At 72.0% G+C, this 25,217-nt stretch carries 24 protein-coding genes and 1 riboswitch; of the genes, 8 read left to right on the plus strand and 16 right to left on the minus strand.

Annotation, left to right across the window (positions count from 1 at the left end):
• Window positions 1-72: 72 nt before the first annotated feature.
• The 10 genes from AB0O21_RS20580 to ribD form a co-directional block, all read right to left on the minus strand.
• The gene (locus tag AB0O21_RS20580) at window positions 73-1,146 is read right to left on the minus strand and encodes a hemolysin family protein (protein WP_365172578.1); all 1,074 of its coding nucleotides are present in this window, start codon (window positions 1,144-1,146) and stop codon (window positions 73-75) included.
• A complete protein-coding gene (locus AB0O21_RS20585) occupies window positions 1,143-2,660 on the minus strand; it encodes a hemolysin family protein (RefSeq protein ID WP_365172579.1) in 1,518 nt (505 codons plus the stop codon). The genes AB0O21_RS20580 and AB0O21_RS20585 overlap by 4 nt, the downstream gene beginning before the upstream one ends.
• A 200-nt stretch (window positions 2,661-2,860) precedes the next feature.
• Window positions 2,861-3,325: a PH domain-containing protein gene (locus AB0O21_RS20590; protein ID WP_365172580.1), complete on the minus strand. Its 465-nt coding sequence runs from the start codon at window positions 3,323-3,325 to the stop codon at window positions 2,861-2,863.
• 42 nt (window positions 3,326-3,367) lie between these two features.
• Window positions 3,368-4,213 (minus strand): ATP phosphoribosyltransferase, encoded by an 846-nt coding sequence (gene hisG / locus AB0O21_RS20595; protein WP_365172581.1) that lies wholly within the window; start codon window positions 4,211-4,213, stop codon window positions 3,368-3,370.
• A 57-nt stretch (window positions 4,214-4,270) separates the two neighbouring features.
• Complete coding sequence (locus AB0O21_RS20600; protein ID WP_365172582.1) at window positions 4,271-4,552, minus strand: phosphoribosyl-ATP diphosphatase; 282 nt, start codon at window positions 4,550-4,552, stop codon at window positions 4,271-4,273.
• Window positions 4,553-4,610: 58 nt separating this feature from the next.
• Window positions 4,611-5,096, minus strand: coding sequence for a 6,7-dimethyl-8-ribityllumazine synthase (ribH, locus tag AB0O21_RS20605; RefSeq protein WP_007262951.1), 486 nt, complete (start codon window positions 5,094-5,096; stop codon window positions 4,611-4,613).
• A gap of 54 nt (window positions 5,097-5,150) precedes the next feature.
• Complete coding sequence (locus AB0O21_RS20610; RefSeq protein ID WP_365172583.1) at window positions 5,151-6,440, minus strand: bifunctional 3,4-dihydroxy-2-butanone-4-phosphate synthase/GTP cyclohydrolase II; 1,290 nt, start codon at window positions 6,438-6,440, stop codon at window positions 5,151-5,153.
• The gene (locus AB0O21_RS20615) at window positions 6,437-7,093 is read right to left on the minus strand and encodes a nicotinamide mononucleotide transporter family protein (RefSeq protein WP_365172584.1); all 657 of its coding nucleotides are present in this window, start codon (window positions 7,091-7,093) and stop codon (window positions 6,437-6,439) included. Before AB0O21_RS20615 ends, AB0O21_RS20610 begins: the two co-directional genes overlap by 4 nt.
• The gene (locus AB0O21_RS20620) at window positions 7,090-7,695 is read right to left on the minus strand and encodes a riboflavin synthase (RefSeq protein WP_365172585.1); all 606 of its coding nucleotides are present in this window, start codon (window positions 7,693-7,695) and stop codon (window positions 7,090-7,092) included. The genes AB0O21_RS20615 and AB0O21_RS20620 overlap by 4 nt, the downstream gene beginning before the upstream one ends.
• The gene (ribD, locus tag AB0O21_RS20625; protein ID WP_365172685.1) at window positions 7,696-8,778 is read right to left on the minus strand and encodes a bifunctional diaminohydroxyphosphoribosylaminopyrimidine deaminase/5-amino-6-(5-phosphoribosylamino)uracil reductase RibD; all 1,083 of its coding nucleotides are present in this window, start codon (window positions 8,776-8,778) and stop codon (window positions 7,696-7,698) included.
• A 216-nt stretch (window positions 8,779-8,994) separates the two neighbouring features.
• Window positions 8,995-9,125: riboswitch (FMN riboswitch) on the minus strand.
• A gap of 280 nt (window positions 9,126-9,405) precedes the next feature.
• Between ribD and AB0O21_RS20630 the strand changes: the two genes are divergently transcribed.
• From AB0O21_RS20630 to AB0O21_RS20640, 3 genes are all read left to right on the plus strand, one after another.
• Window positions 9,406-11,787 (plus strand): chitinase C-terminal domain-containing protein, encoded by a 2,382-nt coding sequence (locus tag AB0O21_RS20630; RefSeq protein ID WP_365172586.1) that lies wholly within the window; start codon window positions 9,406-9,408, stop codon window positions 11,785-11,787.
• An 82-nt stretch (window positions 11,788-11,869) separates the two neighbouring features.
• The gene (locus AB0O21_RS20635) at window positions 11,870-12,754 is read left to right on the plus strand and encodes an RNA polymerase sigma-70 factor (protein ID WP_365172587.1); all 885 of its coding nucleotides are present in this window, start codon (window positions 11,870-11,872) and stop codon (window positions 12,752-12,754) included.
• Between the two features lie 52 nt (window positions 12,755-12,806).
• Window positions 12,807-13,556: an NAD(P)H-binding protein gene (locus AB0O21_RS20640; RefSeq protein ID WP_365172588.1), complete on the plus strand. Its 750-nt coding sequence runs from the start codon at window positions 12,807-12,809 to the stop codon at window positions 13,554-13,556.
• A gap of 23 nt (window positions 13,557-13,579) precedes the next feature.
• Here the strand turns inward: AB0O21_RS20640 and AB0O21_RS20645 are convergent, their stop codons facing one another.
• Entirely contained in the window at window positions 13,580-14,722 is a 1,143-nt protein-coding gene (locus tag AB0O21_RS20645; RefSeq protein ID WP_365172589.1) for an ROK family transcriptional regulator, read from the minus strand.
• A 62-nt stretch (window positions 14,723-14,784) separates the two neighbouring features.
• Here AB0O21_RS20645 and AB0O21_RS20650 point away from each other — a divergent pair, with 62 nt between their 5' ends.
• From AB0O21_RS20650 to AB0O21_RS20665, 4 genes are all read left to right on the plus strand, one after another.
• On the plus strand, window positions 14,785-16,023 hold the full coding sequence (locus AB0O21_RS20650) for an MFS transporter (protein ID WP_365172590.1): 1,239 nt from the start codon (window positions 14,785-14,787) through the stop codon (window positions 16,021-16,023).
• 54 nt (window positions 16,024-16,077) lie between these two features.
• Window positions 16,078-17,475 carry a solute carrier family 23 protein gene (locus AB0O21_RS20655; protein WP_365172687.1) on the plus strand — a complete coding sequence of 466 codons (1,398 nt, stop codon included), beginning with the start codon at window positions 16,078-16,080 and terminating at the stop codon, window positions 17,473-17,475.
• A gap of 75 nt (window positions 17,476-17,550) precedes the next feature.
• Entirely contained in the window at window positions 17,551-18,225 is a 675-nt protein-coding gene (locus tag AB0O21_RS20660; RefSeq protein ID WP_365172591.1) for a DUF5995 family protein, read from the plus strand.
• A 9-nt stretch (window positions 18,226-18,234) separates the two neighbouring features.
• Window positions 18,235-18,858 (plus strand): hypothetical protein, encoded by a 624-nt coding sequence (locus tag AB0O21_RS20665; protein WP_365172592.1) that lies wholly within the window; start codon window positions 18,235-18,237, stop codon window positions 18,856-18,858.
• Between the two features lie 61 nt (window positions 18,859-18,919).
• Here the strand turns inward: AB0O21_RS20665 and AB0O21_RS20670 are convergent, their stop codons facing one another.
• The 3 genes from AB0O21_RS20670 to AB0O21_RS20680 form a co-directional block, all read right to left on the minus strand.
• Window positions 18,920-20,617: an NAD(P)/FAD-dependent oxidoreductase gene (locus tag AB0O21_RS20670; RefSeq protein WP_365172593.1), complete on the minus strand. Its 1,698-nt coding sequence runs from the start codon at window positions 20,615-20,617 to the stop codon at window positions 18,920-18,922.
• Window positions 20,618-20,687: 70 nt separating this feature from the next.
• A complete protein-coding gene (locus AB0O21_RS20675) occupies window positions 20,688-21,488 on the minus strand; it encodes a carbon-nitrogen hydrolase family protein (RefSeq protein WP_365172594.1) in 801 nt (266 codons plus the stop codon).
• A 154-nt stretch (window positions 21,489-21,642) separates the two neighbouring features.
• Complete coding sequence (locus AB0O21_RS20680; RefSeq protein ID WP_365172595.1) at window positions 21,643-22,041, minus strand: hypothetical protein; 399 nt, start codon at window positions 22,039-22,041, stop codon at window positions 21,643-21,645.
• Between the two features lie 657 nt (window positions 22,042-22,698).
• Between AB0O21_RS20680 and AB0O21_RS20685 the strand changes: the two genes are divergently transcribed.
• The gene (locus AB0O21_RS20685) at window positions 22,699-23,037 is read left to right on the plus strand and encodes a WhiB family transcriptional regulator (protein ID WP_365172596.1); all 339 of its coding nucleotides are present in this window, start codon (window positions 22,699-22,701) and stop codon (window positions 23,035-23,037) included.
• On the opposite strand, the gene AB0O21_RS20690 is transcribed toward AB0O21_RS20685, so the two are convergent.
• The gene (locus tag AB0O21_RS20690) at window positions 23,015-23,470 is read right to left on the minus strand and encodes an Lrp/AsnC family transcriptional regulator (protein ID WP_030027017.1); all 456 of its coding nucleotides are present in this window, start codon (window positions 23,468-23,470) and stop codon (window positions 23,015-23,017) included. The genes AB0O21_RS20685 and AB0O21_RS20690 overlap by 23 nt on opposite strands.
• 10 nt (window positions 23,471-23,480) lie before the next feature.
• Window positions 23,481-24,938 (minus strand): amino acid transporter, encoded by a 1,458-nt coding sequence (locus tag AB0O21_RS20695; RefSeq protein WP_365172597.1) that lies wholly within the window; start codon window positions 24,936-24,938, stop codon window positions 23,481-23,483.
• Window positions 24,939-25,217: the final 279 nt, after the last annotated feature.

The following is a 25,217-nucleotide window of genomic DNA, read 5'->3' on the forward strand; positions in this document are numbered from 1 at the left end:
GGTCAGTATTGCCCCGACACCCGGTGCCCGAACCCGCCGGACCCGCCGCGGGACGGCGGGTCCGGCGACCGGTCAGCTGGTCAGGGCGCCCTCCGCGCGGAGTCCCGGGCGGCCCGGCGGGACGCGGTGCGCGGGGTCGCGTACCTCGCCGACCAGCATTTCCAGGACGTCCTCCAGGGCGACCAGGCCGAGGACCCGCCCGGCCGGGTCGGCGACCTGGGCCAGATGGGTGGCGTCCCGGCGCATGACGCTGAGGGCGTCGTCCAGCGGGAGCGTCGCGCACAGGGTGGTCATCCGGCGCCAGACCCGCTGCGGCACGGCCCGCTCCCGGTCCTCCAGGTCCAGTACGTCCTTGACGTGCAGGTAGCCCATGAAGGCGCCGCTGTCCGCGCGGACGGGGAACCGGGAGTAGCCCGTGCGCACCGTCAGCTGCTCGATCTGGCGCGGGGTGGCCGAGGGGCCGACGGTGACCAGGCGGCCCGGGGCCAGGAGGACGTCGGTGACCTGGCGGCTGCCCAGTTCGAGGGCGTCCTCCAGGCGTTCCTGCTCGCCGGGTTCGAGGAGCCCGGCCTGCCGGGAGTCCTCGACGAGCCGGCCGAGCTGGGCGCTGGTGTAGACGGCCTCGACCTCGTCCTTCGGCTCGACGCCGAAGATCCGCAGGACGAGTGCCGCGCAGGCCCCCAGTGCGGCCGTGACCGGTCCGCACAGCCGCGCGAAGGCGACCAGGCCGGGGCTGAACCAGAGCGCGGTCTTCTCCGGGGCTGCCATCGCCAGGTTCTTCGGCACCATCTCGCCGATGACCAGGTGCAGGAAGACCACGGCGGCGAGCGCGAGGGCGTAGCCGAGGGGGTGGATCAGGCCCTGCGGGACGTGGACGGCGTGGAAGACGGGCTCCAGCAGCCGGGCCACGGTGGGTTCGGCGACCGCGCCGAGGGTCAGCGAGCACATCGTGATGCCGAACTGCGCGGCGGCCATCATGCGGGGCAGGTTCTCCAGGCCGTGGAGGACCTGGCGGGCCCGCTTGGAGCCGGCCGCGAGGGGCTCGATCTGGCTGCGCCGTACGGAGACGAGCGCGAACTCGGCGCCGACGAAGAAGCCGTTGGCGAGGACCAGGAGCAGCGCGAAGAGGAGCTGGAGCGCGTTCACCGGGCGCCCGCCTCGGCCTCGGCGTGCTGTCCGGGCGCGTGCGCGGCCCCGTGCGGGGCCGGGCGTCCGGGCGCGGCGGACGGGCCAGCCGCGTACGCGACGGCCAGGTCCGGCCGCCCGGCTGCGGCCCAGTCGGCCCCGGTGCCGGCGACGCCGGATACCGCTCCGGCCGGGTACGGCCGGCCCGCCTGCCCCGCCGGAGCGGGCAGGACACGGACCATCCGCACGCGTTCGGCGCGGTTGCGGCCGACCTGGCGGACGGACAGCTTCCAGCCGGGGAGCTCGGCGCGGTCCCCGGGGGCGGGGATCCGGCCGAGGAGGTCGGCGACGAGTCCGGCGACGGTCTCGTACGGGCCTTCGGGCACCTCCAGGCCTATGCGGCGCAGGGTCTGCACGCGGCAGCTGCCGTCGGCCTCCCAGGAGGGGCGGCCGTCCTCGGCGGCTACGGCGGCCAGTTCGGGGCCGTGGTCCTCCGCGAGGTCGTGCTCGTCGCGGACCTCGCCGACGAGTTCCTCCACGATGTCCTCCAGGGTGACCACGCCGGCCGTGCCCCCGTACTCGTCGACGACCACGGCCATGGGCTGTTCGCTGCGCAGCCGTTCCAGCAGCGGCTGCACCGGCAGGGAGCCGGGCACCAGCAGCGGGGCGACGCAGATCCGCGCGACGACGGTGCGGGCGCGTTCGGCTTCGGGCACGGCGAGGGCGTCCTTGAGGTGGACCACGCCGGTGACCTCGTCGATGCGCTCCCGGTAGACCGGGAAGCGGGACAGGCCGGTGGCGCGGGTCAGGTTCAGCACGTCGGCCGCGGTGGCGGTGTGCTGGAGGGCGCTGACCTTCACCCGGGGGGTCATGACGTGCTGGGCCGTGAGCTCGCCCAGCGAGAGGGTCCGTACGAAGAGGTCGGCGGTGTCCTGTTCGAGGGCGCCGGCCTGGGCCGAATGGCGGACCAGGGAGACCAGTTCGCCCGGCGTGCGGGCGGAGGCCATCTCCTCGGCGGGCTCCACGCCCAGCGCCCGTACGAGCCGGTTGGCGACGGCGTTGAGGCCGGCGATGACCGGCCGGAAGGCGCGGGAGAAGGCGTTCTGGGGGCCAGCGACGAAGCGTGCCACCTGGAGCGGCCGGGAGACCGCCCAGTTCTTCGGGACGAGCTCGCCGACGACCATCTGGACGGCGGAGGCGAGCAGCATGCCGATGACGACGGCTGCGCCGGGGACGGCCCCCTTGGGCAGGCCGGTCGCTTCGAGCGGCCCCGACAGCAGTGCGGCGAGGGCGGGCTCGGCGAGCATGCCGACCACGAGGGAGGTGATGGTGATGCCGAGCTGGGTGCCGGAGAGCTGGAAGGACAGCTCCCGCAGCGCCTTGACCACCGTGCGGGCACGGCGGTCGCCTTCGGCTGCGGCGCGTTCGGCCTCGGGTCGTTCCACGGTGACGAGGCCGAATTCGGCCGCCACGAAGAATCCGTTGGCGAGGATCAGGGCGAATGCCGCCACGAGCAGGAGTAGCGGGATGGTCATGCCGCCGCCTCCGTGGGGAGGGCGGCGCGGGTATTACCGGACGATCCGTCCATTGCTGGAGGGAGTCACTCCTCGAGTCGCAGGTGACCGGCGGTCCCGGGGTCCCGGGGCCGGTGTGAGGGCGCACGGCTGCGCCCCGCCACCAGGGTAGTCATTGAGATCGCGGCCGCAATGGGACGCAGCGACGAGCCTTCGCGCGCTCAGTGGTCGTTTGCGCCGGTTCCGTGCGCCTCGGCGAGGGCGCGCAGGGCGCGGGCGTCGCCGATCGCCTGGGCCTTGGCGACCCCGGGCTGGATGCCGAGGGCGGGCAGGCTGGTGCCGTCGCTGAGGTCGAGGAACACCCACGGGTCGCCCGGTCGGAGGTTGACGCGCAGGATCTGCGCCCACTCCAGGCGGCGCTTGGTCGTCAGGTTGACGACGGTGACGCCGGTCTCGTCGGCGACCACCTTGGGGCGGCTGAGCAGGACGAGCACGGAGGTGAGCAGCACGGCGATGAAGACGAAGCTGATCCGCTCCCCCGGGCTGAGGCGGTCCAGGAGCACGGCGATCGCCGTGATGGTGGCGAACATGGCGAGCCCGACGCTCAGCAGGACCGCCCGGGTCCGGGTCGGCCGGAAGGTGACCGGCAGGGCGGGCGGTGCGGGCTGGGCGGCGGGCTCGCTCATGTGCGCTTCAGTGCCTTCTGGAATCGCGGGATTGCCGTGTGGTCAGAGCCGGCAGGCGTGGATCGAGGTGGTGAGGATCGCGCGCGCGCCGAGCTCGTACAGGTCGTCCATGATCCGCTGGGCTTCCTTGGCGGGGACCATGGCGCGGACCGCGACCCAGCCCTCGTTGTGCAGCGGGGAGACGGTCGGCGACTCCAGGCCCGGGGTGAGGGCGACGGCGCGCTCCAGGTGCTCGGCGCGGCAGTCGTAGTCCATCATCACGTAGCTGCGGGCCACCAGGACGCCCTGGAGGCGGCGCAGGAACTGCTGGGCCTGCGGGTCCTCGGCGACGGCGCCGTTGCCGATGACGACGGCCTCGGAGGTGAGGATCGGCTCGCCGATGACCTCCAGGCCGGCGTTGCGCAGGCTGGTGCCGGTCTCGACGACGTCCGCGATGATCTGGGCGACGCCGAGCTGGATGGCGGTCTCGACCGCGCCGTCGAGGTGGACGACGGAGGCGTCGATCCCCTTCTCGGCGAGGTGCTTGGCGACGATTCCCTCGTACGAGGTCGCGATCGTCATCCCGTGGAAGTCCTCGGGGCCCTTCGCGGTGCCGGGCTTGGTGGCGTAGCGGAAGGTGGAGCGGCCGAAGTTCAGCGGCAGGATCTCCTCGGCGCTGGCGCCGGAGTCGAGCAGCAGGTCACGGCCGGTGATGCCGATGTCGAGCTTGCCCGAGGAGACGTAGATCGCGATGTCCTTGGGGCGGAGGTAGAAGAACTCCACCTCGTTCTCGGGGTCGACGACCACGAGCTCCTTGGACTCCTTGCGCTGGCGGTAGCCGGCCTCATGGAGCATCGCCGACGCCGGTCCGGAGAGTGAACCCTTGTTGGGGACGGCGATGCGCAGCATGGGGCTTCCTTTGGTGCGTGGGATACGTGATTGCGGGCGGGGTGTTCGTGCCTGGGCTCAGAGGTGGGCGTAGACGTCGTCGAGGGAGATCCCGCGCGCCACCATCATCACCTGGACGTGGTACAGCAGCTGGGAGATCTCCTCGGCGGCGGCGTCCTTGCTCTCGTACTCCGCGGCCATCCAGACCTCGGCGGCCTCCTCGACGACCTTCTTGCCGATGGCATGGACGCCCTTGCCGACCAGCTCGGCGGTGCGGGAGGTGCTGGGGTCGCCGTTGGCGGCCTTGAGCTGGAGCTCGGTGAAGAGTTCTTCGAAGCTCTTAGGGGGTTTGTTCGCCATGATGCCCTTAGAGTACGGGTTCACCGGGGCCCCGCGGCGCGGGGGTTCACTCCGTGGACTACCGCCAGGGTTCGCTGACGGTCCGCAGGGTCATGGCGGTGGAGACGGCGGCGGTGACCGCTTCGTGCCCCTTGTCCTCGTTCGACCCCTCGAGCCCGGCGCGGTCGAGCGCCTGCTCGTCGTTGTCGCAGGTCAGGACACCGAAGCCGACGGGGACGCCGGTGTCGATCGACACCTGCACCAGGCCCTGGGTGACGCCCTGGCAGACGTAGTCGAAGTGCGGGGTGCCGCCGCGGATGACCACGCCGAGGGCGACGATGGCATCGTAGCCGCGGCCGGCGAGGACCTTCGCGACGACGGGGAGCTCGAAGCTGCCCGGGACGCGCAGCAGGGTCGGCTCGTCGATGCCGAGCTCGTGCAGGGCCCGCAGGGCGCCGTCGACCAGTCCGTCCATGACCTTCTCGTGCCACTGGGCCGCGATCACGGCGACTCGGAGGTCTCCGCAGTTCTTCACGCTCAGTTCGGGTGCGCCCTTGCCGCTCACAGCTCTGCTCCTCGGTGGTTCGTGGATGTACGTACGGGTGGTGGTGGTGCGTTCTTACTGGTTGCCGCAGGTGGACGCCGGCACGGCCGGGTCCAGCCAGGGCAGGTCGTGGCCCATGCGGTCCCGCTTCGTGCGCAGGTACCGCAGATTGTGCTCGCCCGCCTCCACCGGCATCGACTCACGGCCGGAGACCGTGATGCCGTGGCGGACGAGGGCGTCGGACTTGTCGGGGTTGTTGGTCAGCAGCCGGACGCTGTGCACGCCCAGGTCGGCGATGATCTGCGCGCCGGCGGCGTAGTCGCGGGCGTCGGCGGGCAGGCCGAGCTCCAGGTTGGCGTCGAGGGTGTCGCGGCCGCGCTCCTGGAGTTCGTACGCGCGCAGCTTGGACAGCAGCCCGATGCCGCGGCCCTCGTGGCCGCGCAGGTAGACGACGATCCCGCGGCCCTCGGCCTGGATCCGCTCCATGGAGGCGTGCAGCTGGGGGCCGCAGTCGCAGCGCTGGGAGGAGAAGATGTCGCCGGTCAGGCACTCGGAGTGCATGCGGACCAGGACGTCCTCGCCGTCGCCGACCTCGCCGTGGACGAGGGCGACGTGCTCGACCCCGTCGACGGTGGAGCGGTAGCCGTACGCGGTGAAGTCCCCGAAGGAGGTCGGCAGGCTGACCTCGGCCTCGCGGCGCACGGTCGGTTCGGCCGAGCGCCGGTAGTCGATCAGGTCCTCGATGGAGATGATCGTCAGACCGTGCTTGCGGGCGAAGGGGATCAGCTCGGGCAGGCGCAGCATGACGCCGTCCTCGCCGGCGATCTCCACGATGGCGCCGGCCGGGCGCAGGCCCGCGAGGCGGGCGAGGTCGACGGCGGCCTCGGTGTGGCCGTTGCGGACCAGGACGCCGCCGGGCTTGGCGCGCAGCGGGAAGACGTGGCCGGGGCGGACGAAGTCGCCGGGCTGGGAGACGCCGTCGGCGAGCATCCGCAGGGTGGTGGCGCGGTCGGCGGCCGAGATGCCGGTGGAGACGCCGTGGGCGGCGCTCGCGTCGACGGAGACGGTGAAGGCGGTCTTCATCGACTCGGTGTTGTTCTGGACCATCTGGGGGAGTTCGAGCCGCTCCAGCTCGTCGCCCTCCATGGGCGCGCAGATCAGGCCGCGGCACTCGCTCATCATGAAGGCAACGATCTCGGGGGTGGCCTTCTCGGCGGCGATGACGAGGTCGCCCTCGTTCTCGCGGTCCTCGTCGTCGACGACGACCACGGGCCGGCCCGCCGCGATGTCGCGGATGGCCTGCTCGACGGGGTCGAGGCGGAAGGTCTCTTCGGGGATGTCGGGCACGGGCTTGAGGCTGGTCATGCCGTTGCTCCTTCCAGGGCCGGGGCGGGGGTGGCGGCGCGCGAGCGCTGGTACCAGTCGTAGGCGCCCCACAGCACGAGCGCGAAGTACACGACGTAGACGAGGCCGGAGAAGGCCAGTCCGTTGTTGAAGGCGAGGGGGACGCCGACCAGGTCGACGAGGAGCCAGGCGAACCAGAACTCGACGAGGCCGCGGGCCTGGGCGACCATCGCGACGATGGTGCCGACGAAGATGTACGCGTCGGCCCACGGGCTCCACGACAGGTGCGGGAACAGCGTGAACAGGCCGCCGACGGCGAGGGTGCCCAGGGCCGCTCCGGCGAGGAGCAGTCCGCGCTCCTTCCAGGAGGCGGTGCGCACGGCGATGGAGCCGTCCTGGGCCTGCTGCCGGCCGAGCTGCCAGGCCCGCCAGCCCCAGGCGGCCACGCCGATGACCAGGAGCTGCTTGCCGACGCCGCCCGCCAGGTGGGCGGAGGCGTAGGCGGCGATGAGGATCAGGCCCGAGAGGAGCTGGGCGGGCCAGGTCCATATGGAGCGGCGCCAGCCGAGGGCGAGGGCGGCCAGGCCCATCAGGTTGCCGATCATGTCGGACCAGATGACCTTCTGGCCGAAGACCGCGAAGGCCTCCGAGTTCAGCCAGTTCAGGGCGCTCACTTGCCCGCCTCCCGGTCCGCGCCGAGCAGCCGCTCGACGTACTTCGCCAGGACGTCGACCTCGAGGTTGACCGGGTCGCCGGGCTGCTTGATGCCGAGCGTGGTCAGGGCGAGGGTGGTGGGGATGAGGCTGATGGTGAACCAGTCGGCAGCGGCCTCGACCACGGTGAGGCTGACGCCGTCGACCGTGATGGAGCCCTTCTCGACGACGTAGCGCGAGAGGTTCGCCGGGAGGGCGACCTTGACGATCTCCCAGTGCTCGGAGGGGGTCCGGGAGAGGATCTCGCCCGTGCCGTCCACGTGCCCCTGGACCAGGTGGCCGCCGAGCCGTCCGCCGAGGGCCATCGGGCGCTCCAGGTTGACCCGGGAGCCCTTGGTCAGCGCGCCGAGGCTGGAGCGGTCGAGGGTCTCCTGCATGACGTCGGCGGTGAACTCGCCGTCGCCGGTCTCCACGACCGTCAAGCAGACGCCGTTGACGGCGATGGAGTCGCCGTGCTTGGCGTCCTCGGTGACGACGGGGCCGCGCAGGCGGAAGCGGGAGGCTTCCTGGAGCTCCTCGACGGCGACGACCTCGCCCAGTTCTTCGACGATTCCGGTGAACACTCAGTGCTCCTTGAGGGCAGTGGGGGCGGACGGGGCTGCCGTGGGGACGGCGGTGACGCGGATGTCCGTGCCGATGCGGACGGTTTCGGTGATCCGGAGCCGGAGCGCGTCGGCGATGGTGCCGATGCCGGCGTCGGCGAGGGCCGCGGGGCCCGCGCCGAGGAGGACCGGGGCGAGGTAGCCGACGACCTTGTCGACGGCCCCGGCGGCGACGAACGCGCCGGCCAGGGTCGGGCCGCCTTCGAGGAGGACCGAGCGGATGCCGCGCCCGTACAGCTCGCGCAGCAGGGCGTCCACGGAGATCCCGTACTTGTCGTACGGGAGCCGGGCCAGCTCCGCTCCGGCGAGGTGGCGGGTGTCGGCATCCTCGGCCACCACGATGAGCGTGGGCGCCGCCTCGTCCAGGACGCGGGCGGTGGGCCGGATGGTGGCGTGGGTGTCCAGGACGACGCGCAGGGGCTGGACCGCGCCCTCAATCCCCCGGACCGCGAGGTGCGGATCGTCGGCGCGCAGGGTGCCGGAGCCGACGACCACGGCGTCGGCCTCGGCGCGCAGCCGGTGGACGTCGGCGCGGGACTCCGGGGAGCTGATCCAGCGGCTGGTGCCGTCGGCGGCGGCGATGCGGCCGTCGAGGGTGGCGGCGTACTTCCACAGGATGTAGGGGCGGCCCAGGCGTACGGAGGTCAGCCAGGCGGCGTTGCCCTCCTCGGCCTCCTGCGCGAGGAGTCCGGACTCCGTGGCGATCCCGGCGGCGCGCAGGGTGGCGCCACCGCCGCTGGCCTGCGGGTTCGGGTCGGAGACGGCATAGACCACGCGGGTGATCCCGGCGGCGATGAGGGCCTGCGCGCAGGGTCCCGTACGGCCGGTGTGGTTGCAGGGTTCGAGGGTGACGTAGGCGGTGCCGCCGCGGGCGGCCCCGCCTGCGGCGTGCAGGGCGTGGACCTCGGCGTGCGGGCCGCCGGCCCGCTCGTGCCAGCCTTCGCCCACGATGGTGCCCGCGGCGTCGGTGATGACGCAGCCGACGACGGGGTTGGGGCTGGTGGAGCCGAGTCCGCGCGCCGCGAGCTCGATGGCTCGGCGCATGGCACGGGTGCCCGTGTCGGGTGCTGCGTGCGCGGCGTGTGTCGCCACCGGGTCCTCCTGCCACATCGGGCACGGACTCCGGGGCCTGTCGGGATACGACAGATGAAGCGGTACAGCTCACCTGGGGACGCCGAGGCCGGAAAAACGGTCCGAAAGGACACATCCGCAGGGATGTGCCGACGAACCGCCGACGGCGGCGTACCGGTGACTGGCCCGCCGCGCACTGCCTCCCATCCGGACTTTAACCGTCGGTCCAGGAATCTCACCTGGTCAACCGGCCGCTGGCTGCGGACGGGTCGCGGACTATAACCGCCGGTTCGGAATTACACCGACCCCGGAGTGCGCTGCTTACTGGTACTGCAGCCAGTCTGCCACGGGTGATCGGGGGCCATGCGGGTGAAGGGGTGTGGCCTGGGTCACAGAGGGTGGCGCCGGGGTTACTCCGTCGGGTAGGCGCGGATCGGTCCGCGGGTTGGTCCAGACCTATTGACGGTTTGGTCTAGTCCTCTTAACGTTCCCCTCATCTTCACCCGGGAACAGCCCGTCAGATGTGCGCACGTCACGGGCCAACACGCACTACCCGCATGCCTGTTGTGTCCTGCCATCCTCCCCTCCCCAGGAGGCACAATGCTGTCCCCCACACGTGCGAGAGCCATGCTCCTCGCGTCCGGCGCCGCAATCGCCGGACTGCTGGTCGCCGGGCTCTCCACCGGCGTCTCGCACGCCGCCGACAACGAGAGCTGTCGCCCCGACGGGCTGTACAAGACGGCCGGCGTCGACGTCCCGTACTGCTCGGTCTACGACTCCGAAGGCCGCGAGAAGATGGGCGCCGACCACCAGCGCCGCGTCATCGGATACTTCACCGGCTGGCGCACCGGCAAGAACGGCGAACCCGCCTACCTCGCCAACAACATCCCGTGGGCCAAGGTCACGCACCTGAACTACGCCTTCGCCCACGTCGGCGCCGACAACAAGATCTCGGTCGGCGCGGACAACGCGAACAACGCCGCCACCGGTATGACCTGGCCCGGTGTCGCGGGCGCCGAGATGGACCCGGCCCTCCCCTACAAGGGCCACTTCAACCAGCTGACGAAATTCAAGAAGCAGTACCCGAACGTCAAGACGCTGATCTCGGTCGGCGGCTGGGCGGAGACCGGCGGCTACTTCGGCGACGACGGCAACCGCGTCGCCTCCGGCGGCTTCTACTCGATGGCCACCAACGCCGACGGCTCGGTCAACCAGGCGGGCATCGACACCTTCGCGGACTCCTCCGTCGAGTTCATCCGCACGTACGGGTTCAACGGCGTCGACATCGACTACGAGTACCCGACCACGATGAAGGACGCCGGCAACCCGCTGGACTGGCAGCTGTCCAACGCCCGCCGCGCGGGCCTGGTCCAGGGCTACGCGGCCCTGATGAAGTCGCTGCGCGAGAAGCTCGACCGCGCCGGCGCCGCCGACGGCAAGCACTACCTGCTCTCCGTCGCCGCCCCCTCCTCCGGCTACCTGCTGCGGGGCATGGAGACGTTCCAGATGCAGAAGTACCTGGACTACGTCAACATCATGTCCTACGACCTGCACGGCGCCTGGAACGAGTACGTCGGGCCCAACGCCTCGCTCTTCGACGACGGCAAGGACGGCGAACTGGCCGCCGCCAGCGTCTACTCCACCTCCCAGTACGGCGGCATCGGCTACCTCAACACCGACTGGGCGTACCACTACTTCCGCGGCTCGATGCCGGGCGGCCGCATCAACATCGGCCTGCCCTACTACACCCGCGGCTTCAAGAACGTGCAGGGCGGCACGGACGGCCTGTGGGGCAAGGCCCCCGCGACCACCTGCCCGGCCGGCGCGGGCCTGACCAAGTGCGGTGACGGCGCGGTCGGCATCGACAACCTGTGGCACGACAAGGACACCAACGGCGCCGAGTCCCCGGCGGGCTCCAACCCGATGTGGCACGCCAAGAACCTGGAGAAGGGCGTCGTCGGCGACTACGTCACCAAGTACGGCTTCCCGGCGAACACCACGCTGACCGGCACCTACGCCCGCAAGTACGACTCCACGCTGGTGGCGCCGTGGCTGTGGAACGCGCAGAAGAAGGTCTTCCTGTCGACGGAGGACGAGCAGTCGGTGGCCGCCAAGGCCGACTACGTGGTCGACAAGGGCATCGGCGGCACGATGGTCTGGGAACTGGCCGGCGACTACGCGTACAACGCGGCCAAGGGCCAGTACGAGATGGGCGACACGCTCACCTCCCTGATGTACGACAAGTTCAAGGCGGCCGCGCCGTACGGCGCGAAGAAGGCGGGCGCCGCGCTGCCCACCCAGGCCGTGGACATCAAGACGGAGTTCACCGAGTTCAAGCTGGGCGACTCCAACTACCCGATCACCCCCAAGCTCAAGATCACCAACAACACGAACGCCACGCTGCCCGGCGGCACCGAGTTCCGGTTCGACTACGGCACTTCGGCCCCCAACAACGCCTCGGACCAGTCCGGCTTCGGCACGACGGTGGTCAGCAGCGGGCACACCGGCAACAACATCGGCGGCCTCAAGGGCGACTTCCAGCGGTTCTCCCTGAAGCTCCCCTCCTGGCAGTCGCTGGCCCCGGGCGCCTCGGTCGACCTGGCGTTCAACTACTACCTGCCGGTGTCCACGCCCTCCAACTGGACGGTGACCATCTCGGGCACCACCTACGCCCTCGCCGGTGACCTGGCGCGCGGCACGACGCTGGTGCAGCCGGGCGGCGCGACCACCACCCCGCCGACCACCACCCCGCCGACCACCACTCCCCCGACCACGACGCCTCCGACGACGACCCCGCCCACCACGACCCCTCCGACGGGCGGAACGTGCACCAACCCGGCGTACGTCGCGGGCACCATCTACAACAGCGGCAACGTCGTCTCCCACAAGGGCCGCAACTGGAAGGCCCAGTGGTGGACGCAGAACGAAGAGCCCGGCACCACGGGTGAATGGGGCGTCTGGAAGGACCAGGGCGCCTGCTGACATGCCGTAGGCGTGGACATCCGTAGATCGTGAGGACCCGGTGGCCCGGCGGCCACCGGGTCCTTGCTCGTACGCTGGCCTGATGCTCACACATGTGACCGCGTCGACCGCGGAATTCGAAGAACACCGGCCCCGGATGTTCGGCATCGCCTACCGCATGCTCGGCTCGGCCACGGAGGCCGAGGACATCGTGCAGGACGCGTACCTGCGCTGGACCTCGGGAGACCGCGCGGACGTCGAGCACCCGGGGGCCTGGCTCGCCAAGGTCGTCACGAACCTGTGCCTCAACGCCCTCACCTCGGCACGCGCCCGGCGCGAGGAGTACGTGGGCCCCTGGCTCCCGGAGCCGGTCCTCACCGACGGCGGCGCGCTCGGCCCCCTGGAGTCGGCGGAGCAGCGGGACAGCGTGTCCATGGCCCTGCTGGTGCTGCTGGAACAGCTCACGCCGGTGGAGCGGGCCGTGTACGTACTGCGCGAGGCCTTCGCCTACGGCCACCGGGAGATCGCCGGGATCCTGGACCTCTCCGAGGCCAACTGCCGCCAGCTCTATCGCCGGGCGGCGGCCCGGGTCGCCGCGCCGAAGCCGCGCTTCGAGCCGGACCCCGAACGGTGGCAGAGCCTGGTGGAGACCTTCCTCGACGCCGCGCGGGGCGGTGACGTGGCCCGGCTGGAGAGCATGCTGGCCGCGGACGCGAAGTACGTCGGGGACGGCGGCGGAATCGTCAGCGCGGCAACCCGGCCGGTCCTGGGCCGCGACAAGGTGGCCCGCTTCGCGGTGGGCATCATGGCGAAGTACGGGCAGGGCCTGTCCATCTCCTTCGCGGAGATCAACGGCTCGCCCACGCTGCTCCTCGGCGAGATGGGAATCTTCCAAGTGGAATTCGAGAACGGGCTGGTCAGCGAGGTGCGCACGGTGACGAACCCGGAGAAGCTGGAGTTCCTCCAGCGCCAGCTGTCACATTCCTGAGCGCTGCCCGGTCCAAGCTGTACAACGGAAGTTCCCAGCGAAGGGCAGCCCCATGAGCACGATCCTCGTCACCGGAGGCACCGGAACCCTCGGCAAGCTCGTCGTCGCCCGGCTCCAGGAGGCGGACCACGAGGTCCGCGTCCTGAGCCGGCACTCGGCCCAGTACCCGGTCGACCTCAGCGACGGCCACGGCCTCGACGCCGCGATGGCGGGCGTCGAGGTCGTCGTGCACTGCGCGAGCAACACGCGGCGGGCGGGCAAGGACGACGAGGCTGCCGCAGGACACCTGATCGAGGCGGCACGCCGGGCGGGGACCGTCCGCAACCTCGTCTACATCTCGATCGTCGGCGTGGACGTGGTCCCCCTCGGCTACTACAAGGCGAAGCTGAAGGTGGAGCGGATGCTGGAGGCGTCCGGGCTGGGCGTGACGATCCTGCGCACGACCCAGTTCCACGACCTGGTGGCGCAGGTCGTGGAGACGGCCGCGAAGCTGCCGCTCCTCCCGCTGCCGAGCGGGGTACGGGTCCAGCCGATCGCGGTGGAGGAGGTCGCGGCCCGCATGGCGGACCTGGCGGTCCCGACCCCCTCGGGCCGGGTCCCGGACATGGGCGGCCCGGAAATCCACACCCTGCCCGACCTCGCCCGCACCTACCTCGATGCCACCCGACGCCGACGGCGCATCGTCCCGCTGCCACTGGCGGGGAAGGCGTACGCGGGGTTCAGGCGGGGCGGCAACCTGACGCCGTCGCACGCGGTGGGGCGGGTGACGTTCGCGGAGTTCGCGGCGGGGCGGGGGCGGTAGGGGAGGCGGGGTTGGCGGGACCTTCACCCCCCGAACAGCACCTCCTGCGCCGCCTCTCGGGCCGCCAGCTTTGCGCCCGCCAGGACCGCCGGGTCGCCCAGAGACGTGGCTCGGATCTCCGTCGGGACCGGGGACAGTGCCGCCAGGCGGTGGGACACCCGCGCTGCCAGGGGCCGGCCGCCCGCGCGGCCGAGTTCGCCGGCCAGGACCACGCAGCCCGGGTCCAGCAGCGCCGCGGCGGCCGCCGCCCCCAGTGCCAGGCGTTCGGCGAGGGCGTCGAGGAAGGCCTCGCCCGCGGCACCCGCGACCGCTTCCTCCGCCGGCCCCTTGAAGCCGTGTTCGCGGGCCAGTGCCGTCACGGCGTCCCGGCCGACCAGCGAGTGGAAGCCGCCCGCGCAGCCGGTGGCCGACGGCAGTCCGGCGGTGCCGGGGACCGGGAGGAAGCCGATCTCCCCGGCCCCGCCCGAGGCGCCCCGGCGCAGCCGGCCGTCCAGGACGACCGCCGCGCCCACGCCCGCGCCGAGCCACAGCAGGACGAAGGAGTCCAGGTCGCGGGCCACGCCCAGGCGCTGCTCGGCGAGGGCGGCGAGGTTCGTCTCGTTCTCGACGACCACCACCGCCGGCAGGCTCCGCTGGAGGGCGGCCACCAGGTCCCGGTGCCAGGCCGGCAGGCCGGTGGTGTCGCGGAGTTCGCCCGTGGCGGGGGCGACCAGGCCGGGGGCGCCGACGACGACGGTGTGCAGTTCTTCGGCCCCGGCCTCGCGGGCGGTGCGCAGCAGGGCCGCGACCGCGTCCTCGGGGGCCCCGACGGGCAGCGCGGCCTGGGCGAGCGGGGCGCCGAGGAGGTCGGTGACGACGGCGGTGACGCTGTCGGTCCGTACGTCGAGGGCGGCCAGGTAGGCGCGGTGGGCGACGATCCCGTAGAGCTTGGCGTTGGGGCCGCGCCGCTGTTCGCCGGACTCCCCCACGACCTCGATCAGCCCGGCCTCGGTGAGCCGGTCGACGAGGTCGGCGACCGAGGGGCGGGAGAGTCCGGTCTTGGCCTTGAGCTGGGTGGCCGTCAACGGTCCGGAGTCCTGCAGCAGTTGCAGGGCGAGGCGGTCGTTGATGGCGCGCGCCGTGCTCGGTGAGGCGGGGGACGGCACCGGAGTGAGGGCAGGGGTCACGCGCCCATCCTAGGCAGTCACGGCCAGTATCTATCAGGCAGGGTCCCTGATAGTTTACGTCCATGACCGGGGAACCCGACCTCAGCCCGGCGCGCCTGCGCCATGCCCGCTTCGCCATCGCCGCCGTCTTCTGCACGCACGGCGCCGTCACCGGCTCCTTCGCCACCCGCATCCCCTGGATCCAGGAGCACGCCCAGCTCGGCGCCGGCACCCTGGGGCTCGCCCTGGCCTTCCCCGCCCTGGGCGCGGCGCTCGCGATGCCGCTGGCCGGGCGGATCAACCACCGGTTCGGCGCCCGCACCGCGCTGCGGATGCTGCTGGCGCTGTGGACCCTCTCCCTCGTCCTGCCGAGCCTCGCCCCGAACCTGGTGACCCTCTGCTTCGCGCTCTTCGTGTACGGAGCGACCGCCGGGATGTCGGACGTGGCGATGAACGCGCTGGGCGTGGAGACCGAGAACCGGCTGCGCCGCTCGATCATGTCCTCGCTGCACGGCATGTGGAGCGTGGGCGCCCTGCTCGGCTCGGCGGCCGGTACGGTCGCCGCGCACGCCGGGGCCGACGCCCGGCTGCACCACCTGCTCGCCGCGCTCGCCCTCACGGGGGCCGGGCTGATCGCCGTACAGGGGGTGCTGGACCTCAGGAGCGAGCCGGACTCCGAGGCGCCGCCGCATTTCGCGCTGCCCCCGAAGTCCGCGCTGCTCATCGGCGCCATCGGGTTCTGCGCGGTGTTCGCGGAGGGGGCGAGTCTGGACTGGTCGGCGGTGTACCTGCGGGACGTCCTGGACACCGACGCCGGTCTCGCGGCCGCCTCGACCACGGCCTTCGCGCTCACCATGGCCGTCGCCCGGCTGGCCGGGGACCGGGTGGTCGACCGGTTCGGGCCGGTGCGCACGGTCCGGGCGGGTGGCGCGGTGGCCACCGCGGGCGGGCTGCTCGTGGTCCTGGTCCGCCATCCCGCGGCGGCCCTGGCCGGGTTCGGGCTGATCGGGCTCGGCATCGCGGTGGTGGTCCCGCTGGCCTTCGCGGCGGCCGCGCGCAGCGGGCCGGCCCCGGCGCAGGCCATCGCCGGTGTCGCGACGATCACGTACACCTCCGGGCTCATCGCGCCGTCGGCGATCGGCGCGGTGGCCGATGCGACCTCGCTGGTGTGGTCCTTCGGGCTGGTCACCCTGCTGGCCTTCGTGCTGATCGCCGGGGCCGCGGTACTGCGCCAGGGGCCCCGGGTCGGGCAGTCTGATGCGGACACCGCCGAGAAGGCCGCCCGGCCCGATCGGGACGAACCCGCCGGTATCCATCCGTAATATGTCGCCGGGCCGGCAGCGGCACTGGTCTTCCGGAGAAGTGGAGTGAACGACATGGGCCTCGGCGTGCGCTGGACCATGCACGGTGACGGGCGGACCCCCGCCCCCGGCGCGGTGGTACGGCCGGACGAGCGGCTGTCGTGGCCGCGGACCGCCGGCCTGGGCGCCCAGCACGTCGTGGCGATGTTCGGCGCCAGTTTCGTCGCCCCGGTCCTGATGGGCCTGGATCCGAACCTGGCCATCATGATGTCCGGCATCGCGACGGTGATCTTCCTCCTCGCGACCCGCGGCCGGGTCCCCTCCTATCTGGGCTGCTCGCTCTCGTTCGTGGGCGTGGCGGCGGCGATCCGGGCGGGCGGCGGGGACAGTACGGTGGTCACCGGCGCGGTGTTCGTCGTCGGCGCGGCGCTGTTCCTGGCCGGTCTGGCCGTCCAGCGCTTCGGCGCCCGCATCATCCACGCGGCGATGCCGCCGGTGGTGACGGGTGCGGTGGTGATGCTGATCGGCTTCAACCTGGCGCCGGTGACGGCTTCGACGTACTGGCCGCAGGACCAGTGGACGGCGCTGCTGACCATGCTGTTCACCGGGCTGGCCGTGGTCTGCCTTCGGGGCTTCTGGTCCCGCATCGCGATCTTCCTCGGGCTGGTCTTCGGGTACGCGCTCTCCTGGATCCTGGACCGGATCTTCGGCCAGATCCACTCCACGGTGGGCGGGGAGGCGGCCGTGGACCACTGGCGCCTGGACCTCTCCGCGGTCGGCGAGGCCGACTGGATCGGTCTGCCGTCCTTCCACGCCCCGGCCTTCGAGTGGTCGGCGATCCTGATCGCCCTGCCCGTCGTGATCGCGCTGATCGCCGAGAACGCCGGGCACATCAAGGCCGTCGGCGAGATGACCGGCGACCCGCTCGACGACAAGCTCGGCACCGCCATCGCCGCCGACGGCGCCGCGTCGATGCTGTCCACGGCGGTCGGCGGCCCGCCGAACACCACGTACTCCGAGAACATCGGCGTCATGGCCGCCACCCGGGTCTACTCGACGGCCGCCTACTGGGCGGCGGCCGGGTTCGCGCTGCTCTTCGGGCTGTGCCCCAAGTTCGGCGCGGTCGTCGCAGCGATCCCCGGCGGGGTGCTCGGCGGCATCACCGTGATCCTGTACGGCATGATCGGCCTGCTCGGCGCCCAGATCTGGATCAACGGCCGGGTGGACCTGCGCAATCCGCTGAACCTGGTGCCGGCCGCGGCGGGCATCATCATCGGCGTCGGCGGCGTCAAGCTCCAGATCACCGACAGCTTCGAGCTCGGCGGCATCGCGCTGGGCAGCATCGTGGTGATCACCGGCTACCACACGCTGCGGTACTTCGCCCCCGCGCACATGAAGGTCGAGGAGCCCCTGCTCGACGAGGGCACCTCGACGTACGACGAGGACACGACCCGGTACGACAAGCGGGGTTGACGCCGCTTCGCCCGAACCGGGGAAGCGTACGGCCAAGTTCCCCGGATCCGGGTCGCCGACTGGGACGCTGCCCCCATGGAAGCGGTGCTGGCGCGGATGCGCGCCCTGGACGAGCGGCTCCCCGCGCAGGACGGTGTCGCCGTCTTCAACCGGGTGTACCTGACGGTGACGCAGACCCTGTACGAGCGGATCTCCCACGGGGGTTTCCCGGCACCTCGCCAGGCGGCCGCGCTGAGCGCGCGCTTCGCGGAGCGGTACCTGGCTGCTGTGGAAGCGGACCGGCCGCCGGCCTGCTGGCGGCCGCTGCTCCAGTACCGGCGCCACCCGGGGGTGCGTCCGCTCCAGCACGCGCTGGCCGGCATCAACGCGCACATCGGCCACGACCTGGCGCTCGCTGTGGTGTCCACGTGCCGCGCCCTGGACTGCGAACCACGGGCCCTGGAGGCGGACTTCGACCGGGTGGGCGACACGCTGGTCGCCCTGGAGGAGCAGATCCGCGAGGACCTGATGCCGGGTCCGGACCTGCTGGAGATCGCCGACCCGCTGACCCACTTACTCGGCTCGTGGAGCCTGGACCGCGCCCGCTCCGGCGCCTGGGCGGCCGCCCGCCTCCTGTGGACCCTGCGCCGCTCCCCCGAACTGGCGGAGGAGTTCACCGAGTCCCTCGACGCGGGCGTCGGCCTGGTCGGCCGCTGCCTGTTGACTCCGTCGGCCCTTAAACCCCGTGCCGGCTGGGCGTACGCCCCCTAGCCTGGCCGGATGCCCAGCTTCGCCACGCACCGCCTGCGGGTGCACGACGCTTCACGCCCGGCCCACCGGCGGCTGTCGGCGCTGCGCACCTGCCTGACGGAGTTCTGCCCGTACGGCTTCTACGCGACCTACCACCACCTGTGCCGCAGTGCAGGAATCCCGCGCGACCTGGAGCAGGACCCCGAGTCGCTGGTGCGGGCGGTGGAGGAGCTGCACGAGGCGCGGCGGCTGTGGCTGGACGAGCTCGCCGCGTGGCAGGTCGGGCGGCGGGCGCAGAAGCGGGCGGGCGTACGCAGACCGGACCCGCCGCAGCCGTCGGCCCGGCTGCTCTGGCCGGAGCCGGAGTTCCACCCGGGGGGCCGGCTCGTCGACGTGATGCCCGGGGTGATGCGCGGACGGCTGAGCCTCGAAGGCCACCAGGGCAGGGACGGCGTGTGCCCGGTGTGCGGGAGCGACCGGGGATCGGTCGAGTGGGACCGTGACGGCTACGGGACCCACACACTGTGCGCGGGGTGCGGCCTGGGGCTGGGGCGCAGGCCGCACCGGCTGCCGTACGGGCCGGAGCGCGGCGAGGTCCGGGCCGCCTTCCGGGAGCATCTGCGGCTGATCTGGAAGCGCTCCCCGGGCGCATGAGGACGGGCCGCCTCCGCGCTGCTCGTGCGGGGGCGGCCCGTGATCACCGGGTTCGGGGAGGTCAGTCCTCCGGGAGCTCGACCGGGGCGATCTCGTCGTAGACGTCGCCCGGGCCCGGGTTGGTGGCGTCGGTGGAGCCGCCGAGGTGGTGCATGACGCCCCAGACCGCGTTGAGGGCGGTCTGTACGGCGCCCTCGGCCCAGCCGGCCGTCCAGGAGATGTCGTCGCCCGCGAGGAAGATGCCGCGCTTGTCCTCGGGGAGGCGGTCCTGCATGAAGTGGGTGAACAGGCGCCGCTGGTAGCGGTAGTGGCCCGGCAGGTTGGCCTTGAACGCGCCCATGAAGTAGGGCTCGTCCTCCCAGGAGACGGTAACCGGGTTGCCGATGATGTGGCGGCGGATGTCGACCTTGGGGTAGATCTCGCCGAGGGACTTCAGCATGACCTCCATCCGCTCGCTCGCGGACAGCGGCAGCCACTTCAGGCTGTCGTCGCACCAGGTGTACGAGAGGCAGATGACGGCGGGCTTGTCCGGGCCGTTGTCCAGCAGGTAGGTGCCGCGGGTCATCCGGTCGGTGAGCGTCATCGACATGACGTCGCGGCCGGTCTCCTCGTCCTTGTCCAGCCAGAACGGCCGGTCCACGGGGACGAACAGCTTCGACGACTCCATGTAGTGGGTGCGCTCGATCGCCGTCCAGTGGTCGATCGGGAACAGCGTGTCGTCGCACGCGATCTTGGACAGGAGCATCCAGGACTGCGCGGTGAAGATCGCGGCGCGGTACGTGCGGATGTCGCCGGAGGAGTCGGTGACCGTGATGCGGTTGCCGGCCGTGCGGTGCAGGCGGGTGACCGCCGGACGCGGGGTGCCCTCGTGCAGGGTGGACAGGGACGTGCCCTGGGCCCAGTGGACGATCTTCTCGGGCTCGCGCTCCCACAGGCGCAGCGGCAGCTGCTGCGAGCCGCCCACGATGCCGCGGTGGTGGTCGTCGGCCTCGGTGTAGACGACGCGGAGGATCTCCAGGATGGAGTTCGGGAAGTCGGTGTCCCAGCCGCCGGTGCCGAAGCCGACCTGGCCGAAGATCTCGCGCTTGCGGAAGGACTTGAAGGCCTCGGACTTGCAGAGGAACCCGTAGAAGGTCTCGTCGTCGAGCTTCTCGACGAGCTTGGCCCAGATCTCGCGGATGCGCGGGACGTCCCGCTCGCGCATCGCGGTGTTCATGTCGGAGAAGTCGGCGCCCTCGTCGAGGCAGGCGTTCCACGCGTCGGCGACGTCGCGGTAGATCTGCGGGAGGTCGGCGATGGTCTCGGCGTAGTGCGTCTCGCCCTTGAGGTCCACGACCGTCGAGGGGGTGGCCTCGGCGAGCGGGTTCGGGAAGGGCTCGGTGACCAGGCCGACGAGGTCGATGTAGTGCTGGAGGGCCGTGGAGGACGGCGGGAAGCGCATGGCGCCCATCTCCGCGGTGAGCCCCTCGGTGCCCGCGCCCTCGAAGCCGACGGTGCGCAGCCGGCCGCCGATCCGGTCGGCCTCGTAGACGACGGGCTTGAGGCCCATCTTCATCAGCTCGTAGGCGGAGATGATGCCGGAGAGTCCACCGCCGATGACCGCGACCTCGGTGCCGTGCTCGGTCGCCGGTATCTGCCCCAGGCCGGCCGGGTGGGCCAGGAAGTCGTCGTACGCGTACGGGAAGTCCGGGCCGAACATGGTGATCGGCAGCTGTCCGTCGCTGTGCGGGACGGCGGTGGTGGGCACCGTGGACGTCATGGGGTACGGCTCCTTGCGGGGGTGGGGCAGGGGGAGGGCGGCGCGGGCGGGGCGGGCGGGCGGGCGGGGCTCAGACGAGGGAGGCGTAGAGCCCGGGGCGGCGGTCGCGCAGGTACGGGTTGGTCTCGCGCGAGGCGCTCAGCAGCTCGGGGTCGGCCTCGCCGAACACCAGCTCCTCGCCGCGTCCGGCCCGGGTGCGGGTGACCCCGTCGGGGCTCGCCAGGCAGCTGAGTCCGACGAACTCGAACTCGCCTTCCGGGCCGGTGCGGTTGACGTACGCGATGTACATCTGGTTCTCGAAGGCCCGTACGGGGACGAGCTGTTCGGCGACGAACTGGAACGGGTGCATCTGCGCGGTCGGCACCAGGAGGAGGTCGGTGCCGGCGAGCGCGTGCGCCCGGACGTTCTCGGGGAACTCCACGTCGTAGCAGATCATGATGCCGATGCGGAGGCCGCCGAGGTCGGCCTGGACGACGGGGGTGTCGCCCGGGGTGAAGGCCTCCTGCTCGAAGCAGCCGAAAAGGTGGGTCTTGCGGTAGTTCGCGAGCGGGGCGCCGTCGGGGCCGATGAGCTGCGCCGCGTTGTAGACGGTGTCGCCCGAGCGCTCGGGGTAGCCGTACAGGACGGCGATCCCGTGGCGGCGGGCGATCCCGCCGATGGCGTGGGCGGATTCGCCGTCGGCCGGTTCGGCGAGGCCGGCGATGTCCTGGGGGTCCAGGGCGTAGCCGGTGAGGAACATCTCCGAGGTCACGAGGAGCCCGGCCCCGCTCTGTGCGGCGCGCGCCGCGGCCTCGTCGAGCGCCTTCAGGTTCTCGGCGGTGTCGCCGAGCCGTCCGGAGCTCTGGAGGAGGGCGGTGCGCAGCGGGGCCATGGCTAACCTCTGTGGCAGGAGGGGTGGGGGTCGTAAAACGGTACGTTCGGACGTTCGACCCGGACAAGCCGTGACCGTTGCGCTCCGCGCATCGATTCGTTGCGCGTTCCGCTCGATGAGCGGCGATTCGTTGCGCGACCCCCGTGGGTCCTGCCTACGGGGCCGTCCGGAACGCCGGGTGGGCCCCGAGGAGGCGCAGGTCGTCGAGGATGCCGGGGGCGTGGTTGGAGACGACGCGGCCGCTCCAGGTGTCGACGAGGGCGGGGACGGTCAGCGTGCCGTCGAAGTGGTGGCCGGCGGCCTCGTAGGCCAGGCGCAGGGCCGTGTGCGCGCACCCGTCGTGGCCGGCGCCGGCGGGGAGGACGGTGGCGGGGACCGAGCCTTCCAGGCCCAGGGCGGCCAGAGCGGCGGCCACCCGCTGGGAGCGGGGACAGTCGGGGCCGAGGTAGAGGCGGTAGCGGTGCGGGACGGGCGAGAACCCGGCCCCGATGCGGCCGCGCAGCTCGGTGCGGGGCAGGCCGGTGGGCAGGGCGGGCACGGCGAGGGAGGACATGGCGCTCCTGGGCGGGGGACGGCACGGCGTTCTGCCGGGTCGCGCGGCGCGCGCCCGGTCGTCTCCAGGGGGTGCCGGGTGGGGCCGCCCCTGCGGGGTCAGCGGCCGAAGGCGCTGCAGACCCGCAGGAGGTCGATGTGGAGGCGCCGGGTCAGCCACCAGCGGCGGAGGGTCCGGGCCCCCGCGTGCGCCGTTCTGGCCGTATCCACCGGTCCCGCCCCGTCCTGTCATCGGCGGCCTCGCTCGCGGTGGTGGGGCTTCCCGCGGCGGGCACCGTTCCGTGTGGCCGTCTCCCGCAGTCTCGTGGCGGCGCCCGGGGCCGTCAAGAAGGCGGGAGCGGCCGGTTCCCCGCCGTCCGCGGGTCCGTTCCGCGGGGCTCGCCGACGCGGAGGCCCCGCGCGCACGGGCCGATCCGGCGGTGGTGCCCGGCGTGCGGCGGGATGGCCGCGCGTACGGGCCGGGGCGGCTCCCGAGGCGGGGCGGCCAGAGCCGGGCGGCCGGGGCGGAGAGGCCGGCGCCGGTGGGGTCGGCCCGGACGGACTTCGTGGGCCTGCGTGCGCCGGTCAAGGAGGCCTGATCCGGGGGCTGTCGGCGCCACCGGGGTTTCGCGGGGCGCTCAGTGGTCAGACGCGGGGCAACCCACGGAAAGGAACCGCCATGACCGAACTCTCACGTCTTCCCGATGCCGTGCACCACGCCTGGCAGTGGCAGACCCGGGCCGCCTGCCGGGATCTGGGGTCCGGCCGGTTCTTCCATCCCGCAGGCGAGCGGGGTGAGGACCGGGAGGTGCGGGATGCCGCCGCGAAGCGGGTCTGCGGTGGATGTCCGGTGCGGGCCGCCTGCCTCGAGCACGCGCTGCGCACGCGTGAGCCGTACGGCGTCTGGGGCGGCCTGACGGAGGAGGAACGGCACGCCCGGCTCTCCGGGGCTCGCGGGCCCCTCCCCCGGCCTCGGAACCGGCCCCGGACACCCCCTACGCCGGGGCGCCGGAGGTGAAGCGGCGCAGGAGTGGGGAGAGGACCAGGACCGACTTGGTGCGTTCCACGAACGGCTCGCCCGCGATGCGTTCCAGTACGCGTTCGAAGTGCCGCATGTCGGAGGCGAAGATCTGGACGAGGGCGTCCGCGTCGCCGGTGACGGTCGACGCGGACACCACCTCGGGGTACCGCTCCAGGCCCCGCCGGATGTCGTCCGGCGAGGTGTTGTGGCGACAGTAGATCTCGATGAAGCCCTCGGTCTCCCAGCCCATCGCGGCGGGGTCGACGCGGACGGTGAAGCCGGTGATGGCTCCCTCCGCCCTCAGCCGGTCCACGCGGCGCTTCACGGCGGGGGCGGAGAGCCCGACCTCGGAGCCGATGTCCGCGTAGGAACGGCGGGCGTCCTCGGCGAGGGCGTGCACGATGCGTTCGTCGAGATCGTTCAGTCGCACTGCGGGTGGATCACTTCTCTGCTGTGGCCAGGCTGGAGCGGCGGATGCCGTACAGGAAGTAGACCACGAGGCCGACGATCATCCAGCCACCGAAAGCGACCCACGTGGCGACCGGCAGGCTGTACATCATCCAGCCGCAGGCGAGGAAGCCGAGGATCGGCGTGACCGGGAAGAGCGCCACCTTGAAGGTGCGCGGCATGTCCGGCTTGGTGCGGCGCAGGATCACGACCGCCACGTTGACCAGGGCGAAGGCGAAGAGCGTGCCGATGCTGGTGGCGTTGGCGAGCTCGCCCAGGGGGACGAAGGCGGCGAGGGCGCCGCAGAAGAGGGAGACGATCACCACGTTGGCGCGGGGGGCGCCGGTCTTCTCGTCGACCTTGGCGAAGACCTTGGGGACCAGGCCGTCGCGGGACATCGCGAAGAGGATGCGGGTCTGGCCGTAGAGGACGGCGAAGACGACGGAGGCGATCGCGACGACCGCGCCGGCGGCGAGGACGACGCCCCAGAAGCTGTGGCCGGTGACGTCCTTCATGATCTGCGCGAGCGCGGCCTCGGTGCCCTCGAAGTCCTGCCACGGCATGGCGCCGACGGCGACGAAGGCGACGAGGACGTACAGGATCGTGACGATGCCCAGCGAGAGCATGATCGCGCGCGGCAGGTCCTTCTTCGGGTTCTTGGCTTCCTCACCGGCGGTGGAGGCGGCGTCGAAGCCGATGTACGAGAAGAAGAGGGTGGAGGCGGCGGCGCTGATGCCGGTGATGCCGAGCGGGGCGAGCGGGGCGTAGTTGCCGGCCTTGATGCCCATGACGCCGATGCCGATGAAGAGGACCAGGGTGACGATCTTCACGGCGACCATGATCGTGTTGATCCGGGCGCTCTCCTTGGCTCCGCGCATCAGGAAGACCATGGCGAGCAGGACGACGACCAGGGACGGCAGGTTGATCCAGCCGCCGTCGCCCAGCGGGGCGGCGGAGAACTTCTCGGGGAGGGTGATGCCTATCGTCCCGTCGAGCAGCTCGTTGAGGTACTGGCCCCAGCCGACTGCGACGGCGGAGACGGAGACGGCGTACTCCAGGACCAGGCACCAGCCGCAGATCCAGGCGATGAACTCGCCCATCGTGGCGTAGGAGTACGAGTACGAGGACCCGGAGACCGGCACGGTGCCGGCCAGCTCGGCGTAGGACAGGGCCGAGAAGAGGGCGGTCAGGCCCGCGATCACGAAGGCGATCGTCACGGCCGGTCCGGCCTTGGGGGCGGCCTCGCCGAGGACGACGAAGATGCCGGTGCCCAGGGTCGCGCCGATGCTGATCATGGTCAGCTGCCACATGGTGAGCGAGCGGCGCAGCGAGCCGCCCTCCCCCTGGCCGCCCTCGGCGACGAGGCGCTCGACCGGCTTGCGGCGCAGCAGCGGATGGACGGGCTTGGGCCGCTCTGCGGTGAGCGGTGGCGCCTGGCCGTGATCGAGCACGAGGGGACTCCTTTGACGCTGCGGATGGGGGTGAAGGCGACGACCGCAGCGGTCCGGAGCAGGGGCAGGCCGAAGCCTGGGCATGGGGACCGCCGAGCAGGCGGTTCGCGCCACTCCACGTACAGCGAGTGAGCCTACGAGCTGGGTGATACCGCCCGTAATGGGCCATCCTTGCGCATCGGCGCACGATCGTTGCGCGGATCTGTCCTGGATGGTCCTTCGTTGCGCGCGGACGATCGATCGCTGCGCAGCCCGCCCCCGACCCCCTTTCTTGACACT

The organism is Streptomyces sp. NPDC091371 (assembly GCF_040684275.1).
Lineage (GTDB): Bacteria > Actinomycetota > Actinomycetes > Streptomycetales > Streptomycetaceae > Streptomyces.

What these genes read in the sequence shown, in the direction of transcription:
- AB0O21_RS20585 (WP_365172579.1), bottom strand. Translation starts at nt 2,660, where the DNA reads ATGACCATCCCGCTACTCCTGCTCGTGGCGGCATTCGCCCTGATCCTC.
- AB0O21_RS20590 (WP_365172580.1), bottom strand. Translation starts at nt 3,325, where the DNA reads ATGAGCGAGCCCGCCGCCCAGCCCGCACCGCCCGCCCTGCCGGTCACC.
- hisG (WP_365172581.1), bottom strand. Translation starts at nt 4,213, where the DNA reads ATGCTGCGCATCGCCGTCCCCAACAAGGGTTCACTCTCCGGACCGGCG.
- AB0O21_RS20600 (WP_365172582.1), bottom strand. Translation starts at nt 4,552, where the DNA reads ATGGCGAACAAACCCCCTAAGAGCTTCGAAGAACTCTTCACCGAGCTC.
- AB0O21_RS20610 (WP_365172583.1), bottom strand. Translation starts at nt 6,440, where the DNA reads ATGACCAGCCTCAAGCCCGTGCCCGACATCCCCGAAGAGACCTTCCGC.
- ribD (WP_365172685.1), bottom strand. Translation starts at nt 8,778, where the DNA reads ATGCGCCGAGCCATCGAGCTCGCGGCGCGCGGACTCGGCTCCACCAGC.
- AB0O21_RS20630 (WP_365172586.1), top strand. Translation starts at nt 9,406, where the DNA reads ATGCTGTCCCCCACACGTGCGAGAGCCATGCTCCTCGCGTCCGGCGCC.
- AB0O21_RS20635 (WP_365172587.1), top strand. Translation starts at nt 11,870, where the DNA reads ATGCTCACACATGTGACCGCGTCGACCGCGGAATTCGAAGAACACCGG.
- AB0O21_RS20640 (WP_365172588.1), top strand. Translation starts at nt 12,807, where the DNA reads ATGAGCACGATCCTCGTCACCGGAGGCACCGGAACCCTCGGCAAGCTC.
- AB0O21_RS20650 (WP_365172590.1), top strand. Translation starts at nt 14,785, where the DNA reads ATGACCGGGGAACCCGACCTCAGCCCGGCGCGCCTGCGCCATGCCCGC.
- AB0O21_RS20655 (WP_365172687.1), top strand. Translation starts at nt 16,078, where the DNA reads ATGGGCCTCGGCGTGCGCTGGACCATGCACGGTGACGGGCGGACCCCC.
- AB0O21_RS20660 (WP_365172591.1), top strand. Translation starts at nt 17,551, where the DNA reads ATGGAAGCGGTGCTGGCGCGGATGCGCGCCCTGGACGAGCGGCTCCCC.
- AB0O21_RS20665 (WP_365172592.1), top strand. Translation starts at nt 18,235, where the DNA reads ATGCCCAGCTTCGCCACGCACCGCCTGCGGGTGCACGACGCTTCACGC.
- AB0O21_RS20670 (WP_365172593.1), bottom strand. Translation starts at nt 20,617, where the DNA reads ATGACGTCCACGGTGCCCACCACCGCCGTCCCGCACAGCGACGGACAG.
- AB0O21_RS20675 (WP_365172594.1), bottom strand. Translation starts at nt 21,488, where the DNA reads ATGGCCCCGCTGCGCACCGCCCTCCTCCAGAGCTCCGGACGGCTCGGC.
- AB0O21_RS20680 (WP_365172595.1), bottom strand. Translation starts at nt 22,041, where the DNA reads ATGTCCTCCCTCGCCGTGCCCGCCCTGCCCACCGGCCTGCCCCGCACC.
- AB0O21_RS20685 (WP_365172596.1), top strand. Translation starts at nt 22,699, where the DNA reads ATGACCGAACTCTCACGTCTTCCCGATGCCGTGCACCACGCCTGGCAG.